This window comes from Aeromonas sp. ASNIH2, from assembly GCF_002934795.1.
Classification (GTDB): Bacteria; Pseudomonadota; Gammaproteobacteria; order Enterobacterales; family Aeromonadaceae; genus Aeromonas; species Aeromonas caviae.
The window spans coordinates 4436261-4454262 of the sequence record NZ_CP026406.1 but is presented as its reverse complement, the minus strand read 5'-3'; the positions used below and the strand labels follow the sequence as shown (position 1 = coordinate 4454262).

The window sequence follows — 18002 nt, the reverse complement described above, 5'->3', positions numbered from 1 at the left end:
CGGGTAGCCCCTTGCGGCGGGCTGCCATCGAATTTACCTTAGACTAACAACTCATTTACGTTTACGCTAACGTAAACTTGAATCACGAATGGACTGACCAGTCATCACCCTGATGGCAGGGGAAATCGGCAGTCCACTGCACCAAGGAGAGCACGGATGCATGCCCTGATGGATGAAACCCTCCAGGCCCTGACCGAACAGGTCGAGGCTTTCTGCCAGAAAGTGATCGCACCGCGCGCCAGCGAGATCGATCAGAGCAACGCTTTCCCCCGGGATCTCTGGCCCCGCATGGGTGAGCTGGGACTGCACGGCATCACGGTGGCGGAGGAGTATGACGGGGTGAACCTCGGCTATCTGGCCCATGTGCTGGTGATGGAGCAGGTGAGCCGCGCCAGCGCCTCGGTCGGCCTCTCCTACGGCGCCCACTCCAATCTCTGCATCAACCAGATCCACCGCCACGGCACCCCTGATCAGAAGGCGAGATATCTGCCCTCCCTCGTCAGCGGCAAACACGTGGGGGCGCTGGCCATGAGCGAGCCGGGTGCCGGCTCCGACGTGGTGAGCATGCGCCTCACTGCGGTGCGCGAGGGGGATCACTTCGTGCTGAACGGCAACAAGATGTGGATCACCAATGGGCCCGATGCCGACACCTTCGTCATCTATGCCAAGACCGATGCCGCCGCCGGGCCCAAAGGTATTTCCGCCTTTATCGTCGAGGCGGGAACTCCCGGTTTTTCCACCGCCCAGAAGCTCGACAAGCTCGGCATGCGCGGCTCCAGTACCTGCGAGCTGGTGTTCGACAACTGCCGGGTGCCGCAGGAGAACCTGCTGGGCCCCCTGCACGGCGGGGTCAAGGTACTGATGAGCGGTCTGGACTACGAGCGGGTGGTGCTGGCGGCCGGGCCCCTTGGCATCATGCAGGCCAGCATGGACGTGGTGCTCCCCTATGTGCGCGAGCGCAAGCAGTTCGGTCAGGCCATCGGCGAGTTTCAGCTGGTGCAGGGCAAGCTCGCCGACATGTATACCCGTCTCGCCAGCAGCCGGGCGCTGGTCTATTCGGTGGCGAGCGCCTGCGATCAGGGCCGCACCAGCCGCAAGGATTGTGCCGCCGCCATCCTGTTTGCCGCCGAGAACGCCACCCAGATGACGCTCGATGCCATCCAGCTGCTCGGCGGCAACGGCTACATCAACGAATACCCCACCGGCCGCCTGCTGCGGGACGCCAAACTCTACGAAATCGGCGCCGGCACCTCGGAGATCCGCCGCTGGCTCATCGGCCGCGAGCTGATGGGAGAGCGCGCATGAGCAGGATCCACTCCCGCCTAGACACCGCGAGCCCCGACTATGAGGCAAATCGGGCCGCCATGCAGGCACTGGTCGACGATCTCAATGCCCGCCTGGAGGAGATAGCCTTGGGCGGCGGCGCGGCCAACAACGCCCGCCATCAGGCCCGCGGCAAGCTGCTACCCCGCGAGCGCATCGACCAGCTGCTGGACCCGGGCTCCCCCTTTCTCGAACTGTCGGCGCTGGCGGGCTGGCAGGTCTATGACGAGCCGGTGCCCGCCGCCGGCCTCATCACCGGTATCGGCCGGATCTCGGGGCGCCTGTGCATGCTGGTGGTGAATGACGCCACCGTGAAGGGCGGCACCTACTACCCCCTCACGGTGAAAAAGCACCTGCGTGCCCAGGCCATCGCCGAGCGGCTGCGCCTCCCCTGCCTCTATCTGGTGGATTCCGGCGGCGCCTTCCTGCCCATGCAGGACGAGGTGTTCCCCGACCGGGAGCATTTTGGCCGCATCTTCTACAATCAGGCCCGCATGTCGGCCCAGAGCATCCCCCAGCTGGCGGTGGTGATGGGGCTCTGTACCGCCGGGGGCGCCTACGTGCCCGCCATGGCGGACGAGTCCATCATGGTCAGGGAACAGGCCACCCTCTTTCTGGCGGGCCCGCCCCTGGTCAAGGCCGCCACCGGTGAGGAGATCAGCGCAGAAGCCCTGGGCGGCGCCGAGGTGCACTGCGTCCACTCCGGGGTGGCGGATCACATGGCCCGGGACGATGCCCATGCCCTGGCCATCGCCCGCACCCTGGTAAGCAACCTGGGGGACAACCAGACGGCGGCGTCACCCGCCCCATCCGCTCCCTCCTATGATGAGCCGCACTACCCCATCGAGGAGCTCTACGGCCTGGTGGGCACCAGTCTCAAGCGCCCCTATGACGCACGAGAATTGATCGCCCGGCTGGTGGATGGCTCTGTGTTTGACGAATTCAAGGCGTTGTTCGGCACCACACTGGTGACCGGCTTTGCCTGGATCTGCGGCATGCCGGTGGGGATCCTCGCCAACAATGGCGTGCTGCACAGCGACAGCGCCCAGAAGGGAGCCCACTTCATCCAGCTCTGCAACCAGCGGGGGATCCCGCTGCTGTTTCTGCAAAACATCACCGGCTTTATGGTGGGGAGTACGGCGGAAAAAGAGGGGATCGCCAAGCACGGCGCCAAGCTGGTGACCGCCGTGGCCTGCAGCCGGGTGCCCAAGATCACCCTGATCGTCGGCGGCAGCTTCGGTGCCGGCAACTACGGCATGTGTGGGCGCGCCTATGAACCGGATTTTCTCTTCAGCTGGCCCAACAGCCGCATCTCCGTCATGGGGGGCGAGCAGGCGGCCGGGGTGCTGGTGCAGGTGCGCCGGGACAAGCTCGCCGCCGAGGGCAAGACTCTGGGCGAGTCGGAGGCGGCCGCCATTCGCGCCCCGGTGATCGCGCAGTACGAGCGCCAGGGTCACCCCTATTACGCCAGTGCTCGCCTGTGGGATGACGGCGTCATCGACCCGGCCCAGAGCCGCACCGTGCTGGCCCTGGCGCTGGCGGCCTGCCAGGGGGCCGAGCCGGGCCCCCGGCAGTACGGCATCTTCCGGATGTAAGGAGTTCATATGTCAGACCCGCTCTTCAACGATCCCCTTGCCCATTTTCGCCTGGAGCGCCACGGCCCGGTGATCGAGCTGGTGCTCGCCCGCCCGGCCCGCCACAACGCCCTTGATGCCGACCTGATGCAGGGGCTGCTCGACTGTCTCGGCGAGCTGGCCCACGGCCAGCCGCTGGCCGACCGCCCCCACGTGCTGCTGCTGCGCGCCGAGGGGCCGCACTTTTGCGCGGGCGCCGATCTCGAGTGGATGCGCAAGATGGCCGGGGAGGCGTTCGACCCCCGCGCCTTTGACAAGAATCGCGAGGACGCCCGGGTGCTGGCCCACCTGATGCAGGCACTGGACGAGCTGCCCTTCCCCACGGTGGCCCTGGTGCAGGGGGCCGCCTACGGCGGAGCCTTAGGCCTTGTCTGCGCCTGCGACATCGTGCTGGCCAGCGAAAATGCCCGCTTCTGCCTCTCCGAGGTGACCCTGGGACTGGTGCCTGCGGTGATCAGCCCCTACGTGGTGCGCGCCATGGGGATGCGCCAGGCCCGCCGCTACATGCTGAGCGCGGAGCCTTTCGATGCCATCACCGCCTGCCGACTCAACGTGGTGCACAGGCTCAGCCAGCCTGATCAGTTGCTGGCGGAGGGACGCGCCATGGCCCTGCGGTTGTGTCGCAACGGCCCCCAGGCGATGAAGGAGACCAAGCGGCTGCTGGCCGCCCTCGAAGGGCGCCCAGGCCACCAGCACGAAGAACAGACCGTCGAGACCATCGCCCGGGTACGGGTCGGTCTCGAGGCCCAGGAGGGGATCCAGGCCTTCTTCGACAAACGCCCCCCAACATGGCGCCCCCGTTTCAAGGACGAAGCATGACTCAATACCACCTCATCAAGCGCCTGCTGATCGCCAACTGTGGTCAATATCACTGGAATGTGGATCAACACGCTTCGCACTTGTGCACCTTGAACAGCAGGGAGTCAGCATGACCAACCACTCTCCCATCAAGCGCCTGCTGATCGCCAACCGCGGTGAAATCGCCGTGCGCATCATCAAGACAGCACGACGCCTCGGCATTCACACCATCGCCCTCTACTCGGACGCCGACGCCCGCGCCATGCACGTGCGCGAAGCCGACGAGGCCTGGCATCTGGGGCCGGCCCCCGCCCGGGAGAGCTACCTCGACACCGGCAAGGTGCTCAAGATTGCCAAAGAGGCGAATGCCGACGCCACCCACCCGGGCTACGGTTTCCTCTCCGAGAACAGCGACTTTGCCACCGCCTGCGAGCAGCGGGGCGTGCGCTTTGTCGGCCCAAGCGGCGCCGCCATCCTCGCCATGGGGGACAAGTCGGGGGCCAAAGGGCTGATGCAGGCAGCCGGCGTCCCCGTGCTGCCCGGTTATCACGGCGCGGATCAGCACCCCGGCTTTTTGCGCGATCAGGCGAGCCAGGTGGGCTTCCCGCTCCTTATCAAGGCGGCCAGCGGCGGCGGTGGCAAGGGGATGCGCCGGGTCGATCAGCTGGCCGACTTTGACGACGCCCTGGCGGCGGTCAAGCGGGAGGCGAGTGCCGCCTTTGGCGACGACCATGTGCTGCTGGAGCGCTATCTCCCCCGCGCCCGTCACGTGGAGGTGCAGGTCTTTGCCGATGCCCTTGGCAACGCCATCTATCTGGGGGACAGGGACTGCTCCTTGCAGCGCCGCCACCAGAAGGTGATCGAGGAGGCCCCCGCCCCCGACATCTCCCCTGCCCTGCGCCGCGCCATGGGCGAGGCGGCCGTGGCGGCGGCCAAGGCCATCGCCTATCGGGGGGCGGGCACCATCGAGTTTCTGCTCTGCGGGGAGGAGTTCTTCTTCATGGAGATGAACACCCGGTTGCAGGTGGAGCACCCGGTTACCGAGGCCATCACCGGCCAGGATCTGGTGGCCTGGCAGCTGGCGGTGGCCGAGGGCAAACCGCTGCCCCTCACCCAGGATGAAGTGATGCTGCGTGGCCACGCGGTGGAGGCGCGCCTCTACGCCGAAGACGTGGCCGCCGGTTTTCTGCCCGCCAGCGGCCCCATCCACTGGCTCACCTGGCCCAAGGGGGTGCGCATCGACACCGGCGTCACCGCCGGCGATGAGGTGAGCCCCTATTACGACCCCATGATCGCCAAGCTCGTCGCCCACGCACCGAGCCGCAGCGAAGCCTTTGCCACCCTGGCCGATGCCCTGGCAGCCCTGGATCTCGGCCCTCTGGTGCACAACGGCCCGCTCCTGCAGCGCCTGTGCGAAACGCCAGAGGTGCTGGCGATGCGCCACCACACCCAGTGGCCCATTCCCACCGACACCTTGCCCGTTCCGGCGCTCGCCTGGCCCCTCGCCACCCTCTGGCTCGCCACTTGCAAGCGCGATGCCTCCCCCTGGCAGCAGGCCGCAGGCTTTCGGCTGGGCCCCACCCGCCGCTTTTGCGCCACGGTGCGCATCGGCGAGGAGACCCGCACTCTCACCCTCGCCGAGCGAGGGGGCGCCCTGCTCTGGCAGGGCGAGCAGATCCCGTTTGAACTCGGGTCAGATCAGATCCGCCTGTGCCAGGGTGGACATTGGCAGCGCTATCCGGTGCAGCCCCTCGGCGAGGGTGCCTATTTGCTGCACCTGGCGGGCAGACGCATCCGCTTCTCGCTCGATGATCAGCATCATCAGCTCCACCATGATCACGACACGAGCCATGTCCCGGGCATCCTGGCCCCCATGCACGGCATCGTGGTGGCGTTGCAGGTCGAGGCCGGCCAGCCGGTCAGCAAGGGGCAACCCCTTCTGGTGCTGGAGGCAATGAAGATGGAGCACGTCCTCAAGGCCGACCGGGACGGGGTGATTGAGGCCCTGCAGTGCCGCCAGGGGGAACAGGTGAGCCAGGGCGCCGTGCTGGTGCGCTTTGCCGAGGACCATACCGCGCAGGAGGAGCGCTCATGAGCCACACGCACGAGAGCCGGGACGACAAGGTCAGCCTGGTGGAGATGGGGCCGCGGGACGGCCTGCAAAATGAGACCGCCACCCTCTCCCTGGCGCAGCGGCTGGCGCTCATCGCCCGCCTGGCCGAGAGCGGGTTGCAGCGCATCGAGGTGGGGGCCTTCGTGTCGCCCAAGAAGGTGCCGCAGATGGCGGATTCCGCCGCACTCTTCAACGCCCTGCCGCGCAGGGGGCCGACCCGCTATGGCGCCCTGGTGCCCAATCTGCAGGGTCTGCAGGCCGCCATCGCCGCACGCGCCGACGAGATAGGCCTCTTCACCGCCTGCTCGGATGGCTTCACCCGGGCCAACATCGGCATCAGCGTGGAGGAGTCCCTGGTGCGATTCGCCCCCCTGGTGCAGGAGGCGCGCAGCCTCGGCATCAAGGTGCGCGGCTACCTCTCCACCGTCATCGCCTGCCCGTTCGACGGCCCGACCCGCCCGAAACGGGTCGCAGCCCTGGCCGAGCGGCTGCTGGATCTGGGTTGCCACGAGATATCCCTCGGCGACACCATCGGCGTCGGCACCCCGGGCACCGTGGCTCCCATGCTGGATGCGGTGCTGCACGAGATCCCGGCGGGCCGGCTTGCGGTTCATTTTCACGACACCTATGGCCAGGGGCTGGCCAACCTGCTGCCGGCGCTGGAGCGCGGCATTCGCACCATCGACTGCTCGGTGGCCGGGCTCGGCGGCTGCCCCTATGCCCCCGGCGCCTCCGGCAATGTGGCGTCGGAAGAGGTGGTCTATCTGCTGCACGGCCTTGGCATGAGCACAGGGGTCGACCTCGACCAGCTGGCCGCCACCGGCCAGTGGGTCAGCGAGCTGCTGGGGCGCCCCAACGGCTCCCGGGTCGGCCAGGCCCTGCACGGGAGGGGACGGCGCCTCGCACAAGAGCGCGAGCAGCGCACCCCGGGAGGCCATCATGCATCATGAACCCGGCCCTTGCCGCTGTGCCAGGACCCCGCCAGCTCATCAGGAGGGCGCACCATGAGAGCCAGACACGCCAGTGGCAAGGAGAGGACCTACAGCATCTCGGAGCTGGCCCAGGAGTTCGACATCACCCCCCGCACCATCCGCTATTACGAGGACGAGGGGCTCATCACCCCGACCCGGGAGGGGCAGACCCGCATCTACAGCCACAAGGACAGGATCCGCCTGAAATTGACCCTGCGCGGCAAGCGCCTCGGGTTCAGCCTGGCGGAGATCCGCGAGCTGTTCGACATGTACGACACCGACCGCTCCAGCCGGATGCAGCTTCACTCCATGATCCAGCTGATCGAGGCCAGACGCCACTCCCTGCGCCAGCAACTGGAGGACATCCAGATGGTGATGGCCGAGCTCGATGCCGCCGAGCAGCGCTGCATCCACTCCCTCGGCGGCTTGAAAACCGACGGGGATTGACAGACTCTGGGGGTATCTCGCCCCCGGTATCCCGGTTTTCCAGTGGATATCCGCAGTGGCAGGCCCTGACCCGGCAACCCCCTTGTTCCCCACATCGCCCGTCACGGCATGCCGGACAGAGTGGGCGGTTTGGGCAAGCGGCGAGGTGGGGCAAACGGGGGAAATCCGGCCTTGGTCGCACAATAATTCCCCAGCCCGGTCAGAGTGCGGCGCACCTCATGAGTCCTTCCCATGAACCGGGCACGATTAATTGCTACCATATGCGCATCAAATGGAGACCATCATGCTCAAGCCTCTGCCCGCTCGTCTGCTGCGCTATGCCCTCTATCTTCTCGCGCTCCTGCTCATCGGCATCACCATCCTGCTCTGGCAGGCGCCGACCCTCATCCAGCGCCATCTCCCCGGCTGGCTTGCCACCCATTACGGTCTGCACCTCTCCCTTGGCAAGATAGAGGTGGGGATCCGCTCCCCCTCCCTCGTGCTGGGGCCCAGCGCCCTGCTCGATGACAAGCAGCAAGCACTGGTGTCATTTGAAGAGCTGAAGCTCATTCCCGCCTTGAAAGCGAGCTGGCAGCAGCGCGCCCTGGTACTGGAAGAGGCCACCCTGACCGCCCCCAGGGCGGATATGGTGCGCCTCGAGGATCTCAAGGGGGAGGCGCGCTTCAACCTGACCGATGCACTGGCCTCCCTGCTCGCCCCTGCGCCGGAGCAAACGCCGCCAGCTAGCGCCGAGCCCGTGCTGGTGACCATCGGCAAGCTGTCCGTCGAGCAGGGCCGGCTCAGCTACCGGGACAGCCGCAAGCAGAGCAGCCCGGGGTGGGTGCCGCCCCTCACCCTGGACAAGCTCGCCCTGCACCTGCCCGGCTTTTCCAGCGCAGAGGGGGCGCTCAACCCCTATCGCCTGAGCGCCACCGTCAACGAGAAGAGCCCCCTCAAGGCCGAAGGGGAGTTCGACATGATGAGCGGCACCGGCAAGGGCAACCTCAGCCTTGGCAAGGTGGCCATCGCCCCCTTCGCCCCCCTCTGGGCCCCCTATCTCAAGGCGACCCTCGCCAAAGGGGAGGCCAGCGCCGAGCTCGCCTATCGCCTCACCCAGGGCAAGCAGGGACTGGACTGGCAGTTGTCAAAGGGCAAGCTGACCCTGGCCAACTGGCAGCTCACACGCAACAAGGGGGAGGAATTTGCCCGCTTCAAGCAGTTGGCGCTGACCGGGATCCGCATCGATGGCAACAAGCAGCGCCTTGAGCTCGATGCCGCCATCCTCAAGAGCCCGGCCATCACCGCCGTCCTCGACCACCAGCAACAACTGGATCTCGCGGACCTGCTGATCCCCCAGAAGACCCCCAAGGGGGGCAAACAACCGGCCACCCCCGCCAAGCCCTGGCAATGGGCCCTCAAGCAGACCCGCATCGACCAGGGCAGCCTCACCCTGACCGAAGCCACCAGCGGCAAGCCCCTGAAACGGGCCATCTCCACCATCGCCCTCACCCTGGGGCCCCTTGGCAGCCAGACCGCCCAACCCAGCCCCCTCACCCTCAACGCAGCCCTCGACACCAGGACGACGGTGGCGTTTGACGGCACCCTGGGGCTGACCCCCTTCACCCTGAACGGCGCCATCCGCCAGCAGGGGCTGCCGCTGACCCTGGCCCAACCCTACCTGCAGGATCTGCTGCGCATCAGCGTGCGGGACGGCGAGCTTGCCAGCCGCACCAGGCTGGACCTGGCCACCGACCACCAGGGGGCCATCAGCAAGCTGGAGATAAGCGGTGGACTCGAGGTCGCGGGGCTCAACGTGCTGGATCGGGCCGACAACCAGCGCCTGCTCCAGATAGAGAATCTGCAATTGAGCGGCCTGCACTATGATGGCCTGAGCCAGCAACTGCACATCGCCGACATCCTGCTCAGCAAACCCTATGCCCGCATCGAGATCAACGAAGAGGGGATCACCAACGTGCAGCAACTGCTGCTGCCGCAACCCGCCGCGAACGCCAGGGAGGACGCCCCCGCCCCGCACATCGTCATCGATCAGATCCGTACCGCCCAGGGCAACCTGCGCTTCGCCGATCGCAGCCTGAGCCCGGAGTTCGTGGTGGACATCGCCTCCCTCGACGGCCAGAGCCGCCATATCAGCAACACCCCGGGGCAGCGCTCCGAGCTCGCCTTCAACGGCAAGGTGGACCGCTATGCCCCCGTCACCATCCGGGGGGGCGCCAACCTGCTCATCGAGGATCCCGTGCTGGATGTGGCCGTGGCCTTCAACAACCTGGAGCTCACCACCTTCACCCCCTACTCCAGCACCTATGCAGGCTATGCCATCGACAAGGGGCAGCTCTCCATGAAGCTCAACTACAAGCTGCAGGGCAACCGGCTGGAGGGGGACAACGACATCACCATCAAGAAGCTGCAACTCGGGGAGAAGGTCAAGAGCGAGCAGGCCAAGGATCTGCCCCTCGGCCTCGCCATCGCCCTGCTGAGCGATTCGAACGGCGTCATCAAGATGAACCTCAAGGTGAAGGGCAATCTGGATCAGCCTGATTTCAGCCTGGGCAACATCTTCTGGGACGTGCTCGGCAATACCCTCGGCAAGGCCATCACCTCCCCCTTCTCCCTGCTTGCGTCCCTGACGGGGGGCACCAAGGATCTCGACGAGCTCCCCTTCCTGCCTGGCGATCCCGCCCTGACCCCGACCCAGCAGACCAAGCTGACCACCCTCGCCCAGGCCCTCAAGGAGAGGCCCAAGCTCAGCATGAACATCCGCGGCAAGGTCAACTTCAACGAAGAGCGCCCCATCCTCCAGCGCCAGAAGCTTGAGCGGCTGCTGGCCAAGACCACCGGCAGCCCGGTGGATTTGACACTGCTGGAGCAGGATCCCGCCATGCAGTCCGCACTGGCAGAGGCTTATGAAGCCAAGTTCAACGAAGATCTCGGGGATCTGGCCGACCGGTTGCGACTCGATGAAGGGAGCGAGGCCCTGCGCGCCCAGGCGGTGCTCCGGCTGCGGGATCAGCAGCTCATCACCGCCAAGTCCCTGCGAAACCTCGCCATGCGCCGCGCCCAGAACACCAAGGAGTATCTGGTGGATACCCAGGGCATCGCGCCGGAGCGCCTCTTCGTGCTCGACAGCCAGGTGAAGGAGACGGACAAGGAAGCCAAGGTGGTGCTGACCCTGGACAACTGATCCGGCGACCGCCGGATACCCCTCTTGTTTGCCCCGACGGCACATGGCCCGAGGGGCTCCCTCCCCTGACCCCTTCCATCAGGATATGTCTCTCGCTAGCCGTCCCGAACAATCCGGTTATCCCTTTATCCAGCATGTCGGCATGTCGGCATGTCGGCATGTCGGCATGTCGGCATGTCGGCATGTCGGCATGTCGGCATGTCAAAATAGATGGCCCGATCAGATATACAGTGTCTAATCGGGCCAATCCTGAGCACCCTCTCCCGCACGCCACAGGGCCAACCCCGCGCCCCCCTTACATTTTGAAGCGTCTTCACAGGAGCCCCCGTGCTGCCGTGTCTGCATGTTGAAGCCTCCGGCCACAGGGCAATCCCTTGGCCCAACCTCTTGCGTCTCGGTTTTTGTCATCTGGGCCCATGGCCCATCCCGCCTCTGGCTTTTTGACAAGGGCAGCCTCTGAGCCCACCCGTTGATCTTGCGCCCCTTTCGCCCGTGGCCGTCAACACGGCGCGCCTGCGGGTTTCTCAGGCGCCCCGCCCTTGTGTAGGGAACACGGTGGCGAGCGCGGGGTTGACGAGAAAATGGGGTGCGCAACGGACACTGCGATGGCAAGCGATACGGGAGGTCCATGGGTCACAAACAGGAGGGAAATACTCTGGTCTGATGGCATATGAACTCATTTTTCAATCAAGTCGCCATAACGCGACCACCCGGGGGCGTGTTTCCCTCACCAGTCCCAGTCACCATCGTCGTTGCCGACTTTCATGCCAAGGTGCCTTTTATACAAAAACGCAACGTTGAAAACGTTTTTCATTCACCACTCGTCTACCTGAATGGCACGAATGGTTGGCCACTTAAACTTTCGTGTTCTTTTTTTACCATTTCTGTGTGTCCCCCCCTTGCCCGGGACCCTGAGCCTGCCTAAAATCGCGCGTCTTTTATCAACCCCACCTCTATTGTTGGAGAACACCACGTGAGCGAAAAATTGGCCAACCCTGCCCCTCTGGGTCTGATGGGTTTCGGTATGACCACCATTCTGCTGAACATCCATAACGCAGGTTTCTTCCCCATCAGCGCCATGATCCTGGCCATGGGTCTGTGCTATGGCGGTCTGGCCCAGATCATCGCCGGCATCATGGAGTACAAGCGTGGCAACACCTTCGGTGTCACCGCCTTCATCTCCTACGGCACCTTCTGGTGGAGCCTGGTGTTCCTGCTGGTGATGCCGACCATGGGTCTGGCCGAGGCCACCCCGCACGCCTACATGGGCTGGTACCTGCTGATGTGGGGCATGTTCACCCTGTTCATGCTGATCGGGACTGTCAACTTCCCGCGCGTGAAGCAGTTCGTGTTCGCCTCCCTGACCGTGCTGTTCTTCCTGCTGGCCGCCCGTGACTTCACCGGCAGCACCCTGATCGGCACCATCGCCGGTTTCGAAGGCATCATCTGCGGCGCCAGCGCCATCTACCTGGCCATGGCCACCGTGATCAACGAGCAGTTCGGTCGCACCGTGCTGCCCATCGGCGAGCAGAAGAAAGCCGCTCCCGTCGAGCTCAAAGCCGCTGCCTAAGCACCCGGCGACATCGCTGTCACGAAAAAGGCACCCTCGGGTGCCTTTTGTGTTTCTGCCGCCCGGACACAGTGCCGGTCAGCCCTGCGCTCCGGGATCTCCCGCCAGCAACCGGGTGGCCGGGTAGCGGGCGGCGGGATCCTGGCCGTAGAAGCGGGCGAACTGGTCATAGACCGCAGGGTAGACGGCGCGCAGACGCAACGGATCGGTGAAGAAGCTCTCGCTGCACACCGCGAAGAATTCGGCGCGGTGCGAGGCGGCGTAGGGGTCTATCTCGGTCACCTCCTCTCTGGTCAACTGATCGTTCATCTCGTCAAACGCACCTTGCAGCGCCCGGGTCCATTGCTGGGGATCCATGCCCCGCGGCAGGGGCGGTGCACCGTCCGCATCCCCTCCCAGCATGTCGAGCTTGTGGGCAAGCTCATGGATCACCAGGTTGAATCCGTCCCAGTCCCCGTCCTGCTGCAATTCGCTCCAGGCCAGCACCAGCGGCCCCTGGGGCCAGGATTCACCGGCGTTCTCCTCTTCAAATTGGCTCACCAGCCCGAACTCGTCCTGCACCTCCTGACGACGGGTCACGGGCTCGGGGATGATGATCACCTCGTGGAAACCTCGATACCAATCGAACCCCAGGTGCAGGATGGGCAGCACTGCCTGCAGGGCCAGCACCCCCTGCTGGCGGGGCGTCAGTTCCACCCCGATCTGGGTGAGGGTCTTGCGCGAGAGAAAATGGCGCGCCAGCTCCATCAGCCTCTGCGCCTCTTCTTCTTCAAGCCCCTGCAAGATGGGCACCGCCGCCAGCGCCTCGCGCCACTCCTGCTCTTCGGGGAGACGGGGCTCCCGGGGAGATGCACCACCCAATACCTCTTTCAACCTGGACCAGAACACACAGACTCCTCTTGCCAATCAGACAGCTTTCACAAAACGTTTCGGACGCTCGCAATACCCTTGCGCCAGATAAAATCGGTGCGCCCCTTCGCGCTTGAGGCTGCTGGAGAGCTCCAGCTGGCCGCACCCCAGGGCTGCCGCCCGCTGCTCAGCCGCCGCCAGCAGCAGGGCCCCGATGCCCCCGCCCCTTGCACCCTCATCGACAACCAGCGCCGAGATCAGGCCCCAGGCTGGTGCAAGGTGCATGGGTTGCAAGTGGTGCCACACCAGCACCCCCACCGGGATCCCCTCGCACAGGGCCACCAGTACCTCCCGCGCCGGATCGGGCTGGGCCAGCCTGGCGCTGACCGCCCCGTCAGGGTTGGGGTAGCCCAGCTGGGCAAACAACCCCGTCAATCCGGCCCCATCTTCCTCCCCGGCGAGGCGAATGATGTATCTGTTTTCCCTTGTTGCCACTCCTGGCCTCCTATTTGCATTACCTCAATCAGCCCTCTGGGCATGGCAAAGCGGCAGATGATGGGTATGTACCGAATCTTGTCCAGTTCCATTCACCATTTGTTAATGTCAATTCACAAATTAACAAAGTCACAACACTTTTCACTAGGAAGGCCCTGAACAAACCGATATGTTAAATCCCGCGGACTAACCAGTCGAAAGTCCCGCACAATCCTGAGTGACCCCCTTGGTCACCATATATTTCAATGTTAGGGCAGCGAGGCACAGACCTCGCCAAGACAGCGCAACAAAGGAGTTGTTGTACATGAATGAGATCGTCAATGCCATCAATGGCGTGATTTGGAGCCCTGCGCTCATCTATCTGTGTCTGGGGGTGGGCCTCTACTTCTCCCTGCGCAGCCGTTTCCTGCAACTGCGTCACTTGAAAGGCATGATACGCCTGATGTTTCAGGGCAAGGGCAACGATGCCGGTGTCTCCTCCTTCCAGGCACTCTCCATGACCCTGGCCGGTCGCGTCGGTACCGGCAACATCGCCGGTGTGGCCACTGCCATCACCTTCGGCGGCCCGGGCGCCCTGTTCTGGATGTGGATGGTCGCCTTCCTCGGCGCCAGCTCCGCCTTCGTGGAGTCCACCCTGGGCCAGGTCTACAAGGAGAAGATCAACGGTGAATATCGCGGCGGTCCGGCCTTCTACATCGAGAAGGGCCTGGGCATGAAGTGGTACGCCTGGACCTTCGCCATCGCCACCATCTTCGCCTGCGGCGTGCTGCTGCCGGGCGTACAGGCGAACTCCATCGGCTCCAGCCTGCAGACCGCCTTTGCCATCGACCCCAACGTGACCGCCGCCGGTCTGGCGCTGCTGCTCGGTTTCATCATCTTCGGCGGCGTCAAGCGCATCGCCAACTTCGCCAGTACCGTGGTGCCCTTCATGGCGCTGGGTTACATCATCGTTGCCTGCGTCATCATCGCCCTCAACATCGGCCAACTGCCGGGCGTGATCCTGCTCATCTGGAAGAGTGCCTTCGGGATGGAAGCCGGTTTCGGCGCCATTCTGGGTCTGGCCATCATGTGGGGTGTCAAGCGCGGGGTCTACTCCAACGAAGCCGCCCAGGGGACTGGCCCCCACGCCTCCTCCGCCGCGGCGGTGAGCCACCCGGCCAAGCAGGGCCTGGTGCAGGCGTTCTCCGTCTACATCGACACCCTGTTCGTCTGCTCCGCCACCGGCTTCATGCTGCTCATCACCGGCCTGTACAACGTGCAGGGTCCGGACGGTGCCGCCCTCTACACCGGCATCGCAGGCATCGCGGCAGGCCCCGGCTATGTGCAGACCGCCATGGAGAGCATGATGCCAGGCTTTGGCAACTACTTCGTCGCCATCGCCCTGTTCTTCTTCGCCTTCACCACCATCGTGGCCTACTACTACATCGCCGAAACCAACATCGCTTTTGTCAACCGCAAGATTAACCGCCCCTGGCTCACCTTCCTGCTGAAGATTGCGCTGATGGCTGCCACCGTCTACGGCACCGTCAAGACCGCCGATCTGGCCTGGGGCCTGGGTGACATCGGGGTCGGCCTGATGGCCTGGCTCAACATCGGTGCCATCCTGATGCTGCAAAAGCCGGCTTTCGCCTGTCTGAAAGACTACGAGGCACAGCTGGCCAAGGGTCTGGATCCCGTGTTCCACCCGGAAAAGCTCGGCATCAAGAACGCGGACTACTGGATTGAAAACCGCGCCGAAGTAAACCTGATGCGCGAGCAAACCGGCCACCCCTTCGAGGCGGACCCGGATACCGTTGCCAAGTAATCAGACGGCACAATGCAAAATGGCAGCTTCGGCTGCCATTTTCATTTGTGTTGGATGGGTGAGGGGTTCAGAGCGCGTTGCGGCGGGGTCCGAACGGCAGGCGCCAGCGAAACAGGCTGTTGAGGGTCGCCCGCCACTGGTTGGGGCGCCCCAGGATCTGCCTCTGCAACCGGGTCTCTTCCTTGAGCATGGTCTCGTCACTGCAAGCCCAGGCCTGGGTGTAGAGCTGCTTGATCCCCGCCAGCGCATCCGGCGACTTGGTGATCAGGGTCCGGGCAAAGGCCCGCGCCTCTTCCAGGGGATCCGCGCACACCCGGCTCACCAGGCCGAGGGACTTGGCTTCGCTGGCTTCCAGCTCGCGCCCGCTCATGGCAAGCTCCATGGCGGTATCCATCCCCATCAGGTTGCGCAGGGTGACGCTGCCACTCATGTCGGGGATGATGCCCCACTTGATCTCCATCACCGAGAAGCGGCAATCCGGGGTGCTGAAGCGAAAATCGGCGCCGAGCGCTATCTGCAGACCGCCGCCAAAACAGACCCCCTGGGTCACCGCAATCACGGGCACCGGCAGTTGATGCCAGCCATAGGCCACCCGCTGGGCCAGGTTGGTCGCCTCGTCCGCCTCGCGCTTGAGGATCTCCAGCGCCGCCACCGGCTGCCTCAGCATGGATTTCACATCCAGCCCGGCGCAGAACGCCCGCCCCTCCCCATGCAGGATCACGGCCTGCAGCCCTTTTTGCCGGGATACCGCGTTCAGCGTCTCGTCGATGGCATCGAACATGGCCCGATCCAGCGCGTTGAGCTTGTCCCCCCGGCAGAGCATCACCTCGGCGATCCCCTCCTGAAACACCCATTTGACCCTTGGCTTTTCCATCTCCGTCTTCGTCCTTTGATTCAACTGGTCATACCACAACGTTACCAGAGTGTTATGGGCAGGTACAGGGAGGCAGCCCCGGGCCTGCGACTAAAGTCGGCTGGCCCGGTGGTGGAGCCTTTGTCAGACTGGCCCCATGGTCACGGTGGAGCCTCTCATGTCACTTCTGTTCAATTTTGCCCGTCCACCGTTCGACGGCCTGGACGAGGAGGCACGCCAGCGGCTCGGTCAGCACCTCAGCATCTGCTACTTTCGCGCGGGCCAGACGGTGCAGCACGCCGAGGAGGAGCCCGCCGGGCTCTACCTCATCATCAAGGGGGCCGTGGAAGAGTCTGCCCCCCATCAATCCTTTGGCGACTATGGCGAGGGGGACATGTTCGACGTCCGTGCCCAGTTTGACGGGCACTGCCGCCACCGTTTCGCCGCCCTGGAAGATACCCTCTGCCAGCTCATTCCCCGCCCCGTCTTTCTGGCCCTGTGCGACGAGCACCCCCATATCGCCCGCTACTTCACCGCCACCCTGGCGGAGCGCCAGCGGGAGCAGGAGCGGCGCAGCCAGCTCGGGCAGCAGAACCTGGCGGAGTTCATCCTGACCCGCATCGCTCCCGACCATCTGCAGGCGCCGCTCATCGTGGAAAGCAGCCTCTCGCTCCTGGCCGCCACCGAGGCCATGGTGGCCAGGGGCACCGACTGCCTGCTCTATCCCGGAGCAGACGGCAGCCTGAGCCTGGCCACCCGCAAGACCCTGCTCCACGCCCTCACCCTCAAGGGATTGCCGCTCAGTGCGCCGCTGGCGGTGCTGACCCCCACCCCGCTGACGGGTCTGCCACTGGGGAGCTATCTGTTCGATGCCCTGCTGCTGATGACCCGCCACCGCATCAAGCGCCTGGTCATCTGGCAGGGGCAGGAGGTGGCAGGCATCCTGCATTTGACCCAGGTGCTCGGGCTCTTCTCCACCCACTCCCATGTGTTGACCCTGCGCATCGCCCGCGCCGACTCCCCGGCCGCCCTCGAGGCGGTCGCCCGGGAGCAGCAGCAGCTCATTCGCTCCCTGTTTGCCCAGGGGATCCACACCCTGTTCCTGATGAAGCTCATCGCCACCATCAACGAGCAGTTGATCGCCAAGGCCTTTTCCCTGGTGATCCCCGCGGCGCAGCAAGAGCAGGTGTGCCTGCTGATGCTGGGGTCGGAGGGGCGTGGCGAGCAGATCCAGAAAACCGATCAGGACAATGCCCTGATCCTGCCGGATGGCCTGCCGTGGCCCACCCAGTCGGCGGATCTGGCCGCCTTCAGCGCCCTGCTGGCGCGCCTGGGTTATCCCCCTTGCCCGGGCAGGGTGATGGTCAACAACCCGGCCTGGGTGAAGCCGCTTGGCGGCTGGCTGCAAGGGATAGAGCAGGTCTGTGTGCGCGCCAGCGAAGCGGATCTGCTCTGGCTCGCCACCCTGGCCGATGCCCAGGCCATCACGGGAGATCGCGCCCGGCTCGCCCCCGTCGCCCGCCACCTGCGGGCCTGCCTCGCCGACCGGCCGGATCTGCTGGCGGAGATGGCAAGGGCCGCCGTCGCCTTTCACGCCCCCCTCACCCTCTTTGGCAGGCTGGAGCAAGCCCCCGAGGGGCTGGATCTCAAGCGGGGCGGCCTCTTCCCCCTTGTCCACGGCGTCCGGGTGCTCTCCCTGGAGGCGGGGATCCTGGAGACCTCGACCACGGGGCGCATCGAGGCCCTGGTGGGCCAAGGACGCCTCAGCCGGGACTATGGCACCAATCTGGCGGAGGCCTTCCGGCTGTTCATGCGGCTTCGGCTGCGCAGCCAGTTGCAGGAGGGAGACGGACGGGTGCGGGTGGCAGACCTCGGCCCCGCAGAGCGGGATCTGCTGCGCCATGCCCTGCACCAGGTGAAGAAGTTCCAGCAATGGCTCACCTTGCACTTTCGTCTTAGGCAATAGC

At 65.0% G+C, this 18002-nt stretch carries 13 protein-coding genes; 10 read left to right on the top strand and 3 right to left on the bottom strand.

The window, feature by feature from the left end; genetic code table 11:
* The first annotated feature begins 156 nt into the window (after nt 1-156).
* The 8 genes from C3F36_RS21180 to C3F36_RS21145 all read left to right on the top strand — a co-directional run bounded on the left by C3F36_RS21180 (nt 157) and on the right by C3F36_RS21145 (nt 12034).
* Nucleotides 157-1305, top strand: a complete 1149-nt coding sequence (locus C3F36_RS21180) for an isovaleryl-CoA dehydrogenase (protein WP_104455862.1) — start codon at nt 157-159, stop codon at nt 1303-1305.
* Complete coding sequence (locus C3F36_RS21175; RefSeq protein ID WP_104455861.1) at nt 1302-2918, top strand: carboxyl transferase domain-containing protein; 1617 nt, start codon at nt 1302-1304, stop codon at nt 2916-2918. Before C3F36_RS21180 ends, C3F36_RS21175 begins: the two co-directional genes overlap by 4 nt.
* Nucleotides 2919-2927: 9 nt before the next feature.
* The gene (locus C3F36_RS21170; protein WP_041215249.1) at nt 2928-3776 is read left to right on the top strand and encodes an enoyl-CoA hydratase-related protein; all 849 of its coding nucleotides are present in this window, start codon (nt 2928-2930) and stop codon (nt 3774-3776) included.
* Between the two features lie 109 nt (nt 3777-3885).
* Entirely contained in the window at nt 3886-5850 is a 1965-nt protein-coding gene (locus C3F36_RS21165) for an acetyl/propionyl/methylcrotonyl-CoA carboxylase subunit alpha (protein WP_104455860.1), read from the top strand.
* Entirely contained in the window at nt 5847-6818 is a 972-nt protein-coding gene (locus tag C3F36_RS21160) for a hydroxymethylglutaryl-CoA lyase (protein ID WP_048207573.1), read from the top strand. Before C3F36_RS21165 ends, C3F36_RS21160 begins: the two co-directional genes overlap by 4 nt.
* Nucleotides 6819-6872: 54 nt before the next feature.
* Nucleotides 6873-7286: a MerR family transcriptional regulator gene (locus C3F36_RS21155; protein WP_010674587.1), complete on the top strand. Its 414-nt coding sequence runs from the start codon at nt 6873-6875 to the stop codon at nt 7284-7286.
* Nucleotides 7287-7557: 271 nt separating this feature from the next.
* Nucleotides 7558-10464, top strand: coding sequence for a DUF748 domain-containing protein (locus tag C3F36_RS21150; RefSeq protein ID WP_199769629.1), 2907 nt, complete (start codon nt 7558-7560; stop codon nt 10462-10464).
* Nucleotides 10465-11437: 973 nt separating this feature from the next.
* Nucleotides 11438-12034, top strand: coding sequence for an acetate uptake transporter (locus C3F36_RS21145; RefSeq protein WP_039039055.1), 597 nt, complete (start codon nt 11438-11440; stop codon nt 12032-12034).
* 78 nt (nt 12035-12112) lie between these two features.
* Here C3F36_RS21145 and C3F36_RS21140 read toward each other — a convergent pair whose 3' ends face one another.
* Nucleotides 12113-12922: a zinc-dependent peptidase gene (locus C3F36_RS21140; RefSeq protein ID WP_104455858.1), complete on the bottom strand. Its 810-nt coding sequence runs from the start codon at nt 12920-12922 to the stop codon at nt 12113-12115.
* An 18-nt stretch (nt 12923-12940) separates the two neighbouring features.
* Nucleotides 12941-13354, bottom strand: coding sequence for a GNAT family N-acetyltransferase (locus C3F36_RS21135; protein WP_048208677.1), 414 nt, complete (start codon nt 13352-13354; stop codon nt 12941-12943).
* 328 nt (nt 13355-13682) lie between these two features.
* Between C3F36_RS21135 and C3F36_RS21130 the strand changes: the two genes are divergently transcribed.
* On the top strand, nt 13683-15182 hold the full coding sequence (locus C3F36_RS21130) for an alanine/glycine:cation symporter family protein (RefSeq protein ID WP_010674582.1): 1500 nt from the start codon (nt 13683-13685) through the stop codon (nt 15180-15182).
* Between the two features lie 67 nt (nt 15183-15249).
* On the opposite strand, the gene C3F36_RS21125 is transcribed toward C3F36_RS21130, so the two are convergent.
* Nucleotides 15250-16056 (bottom strand): crotonase/enoyl-CoA hydratase family protein, encoded by an 807-nt coding sequence (locus C3F36_RS21125; RefSeq protein WP_104455857.1) that lies wholly within the window; start codon nt 16054-16056, stop codon nt 15250-15252.
* A gap of 157 nt (nt 16057-16213) precedes the next feature.
* On the opposite strand from C3F36_RS21125, the gene C3F36_RS21120 reads away from it, so the two are divergent.
* Nucleotides 16214-18001 carry a putative nucleotidyltransferase substrate binding domain-containing protein gene (locus C3F36_RS21120; RefSeq protein ID WP_104455856.1) on the top strand — a complete coding sequence of 596 codons (1788 nt, stop codon included), beginning with the start codon at nt 16214-16216 and terminating at the stop codon, nt 17999-18001.
* Nucleotide 18002 lies beyond the last annotated feature (1 nt).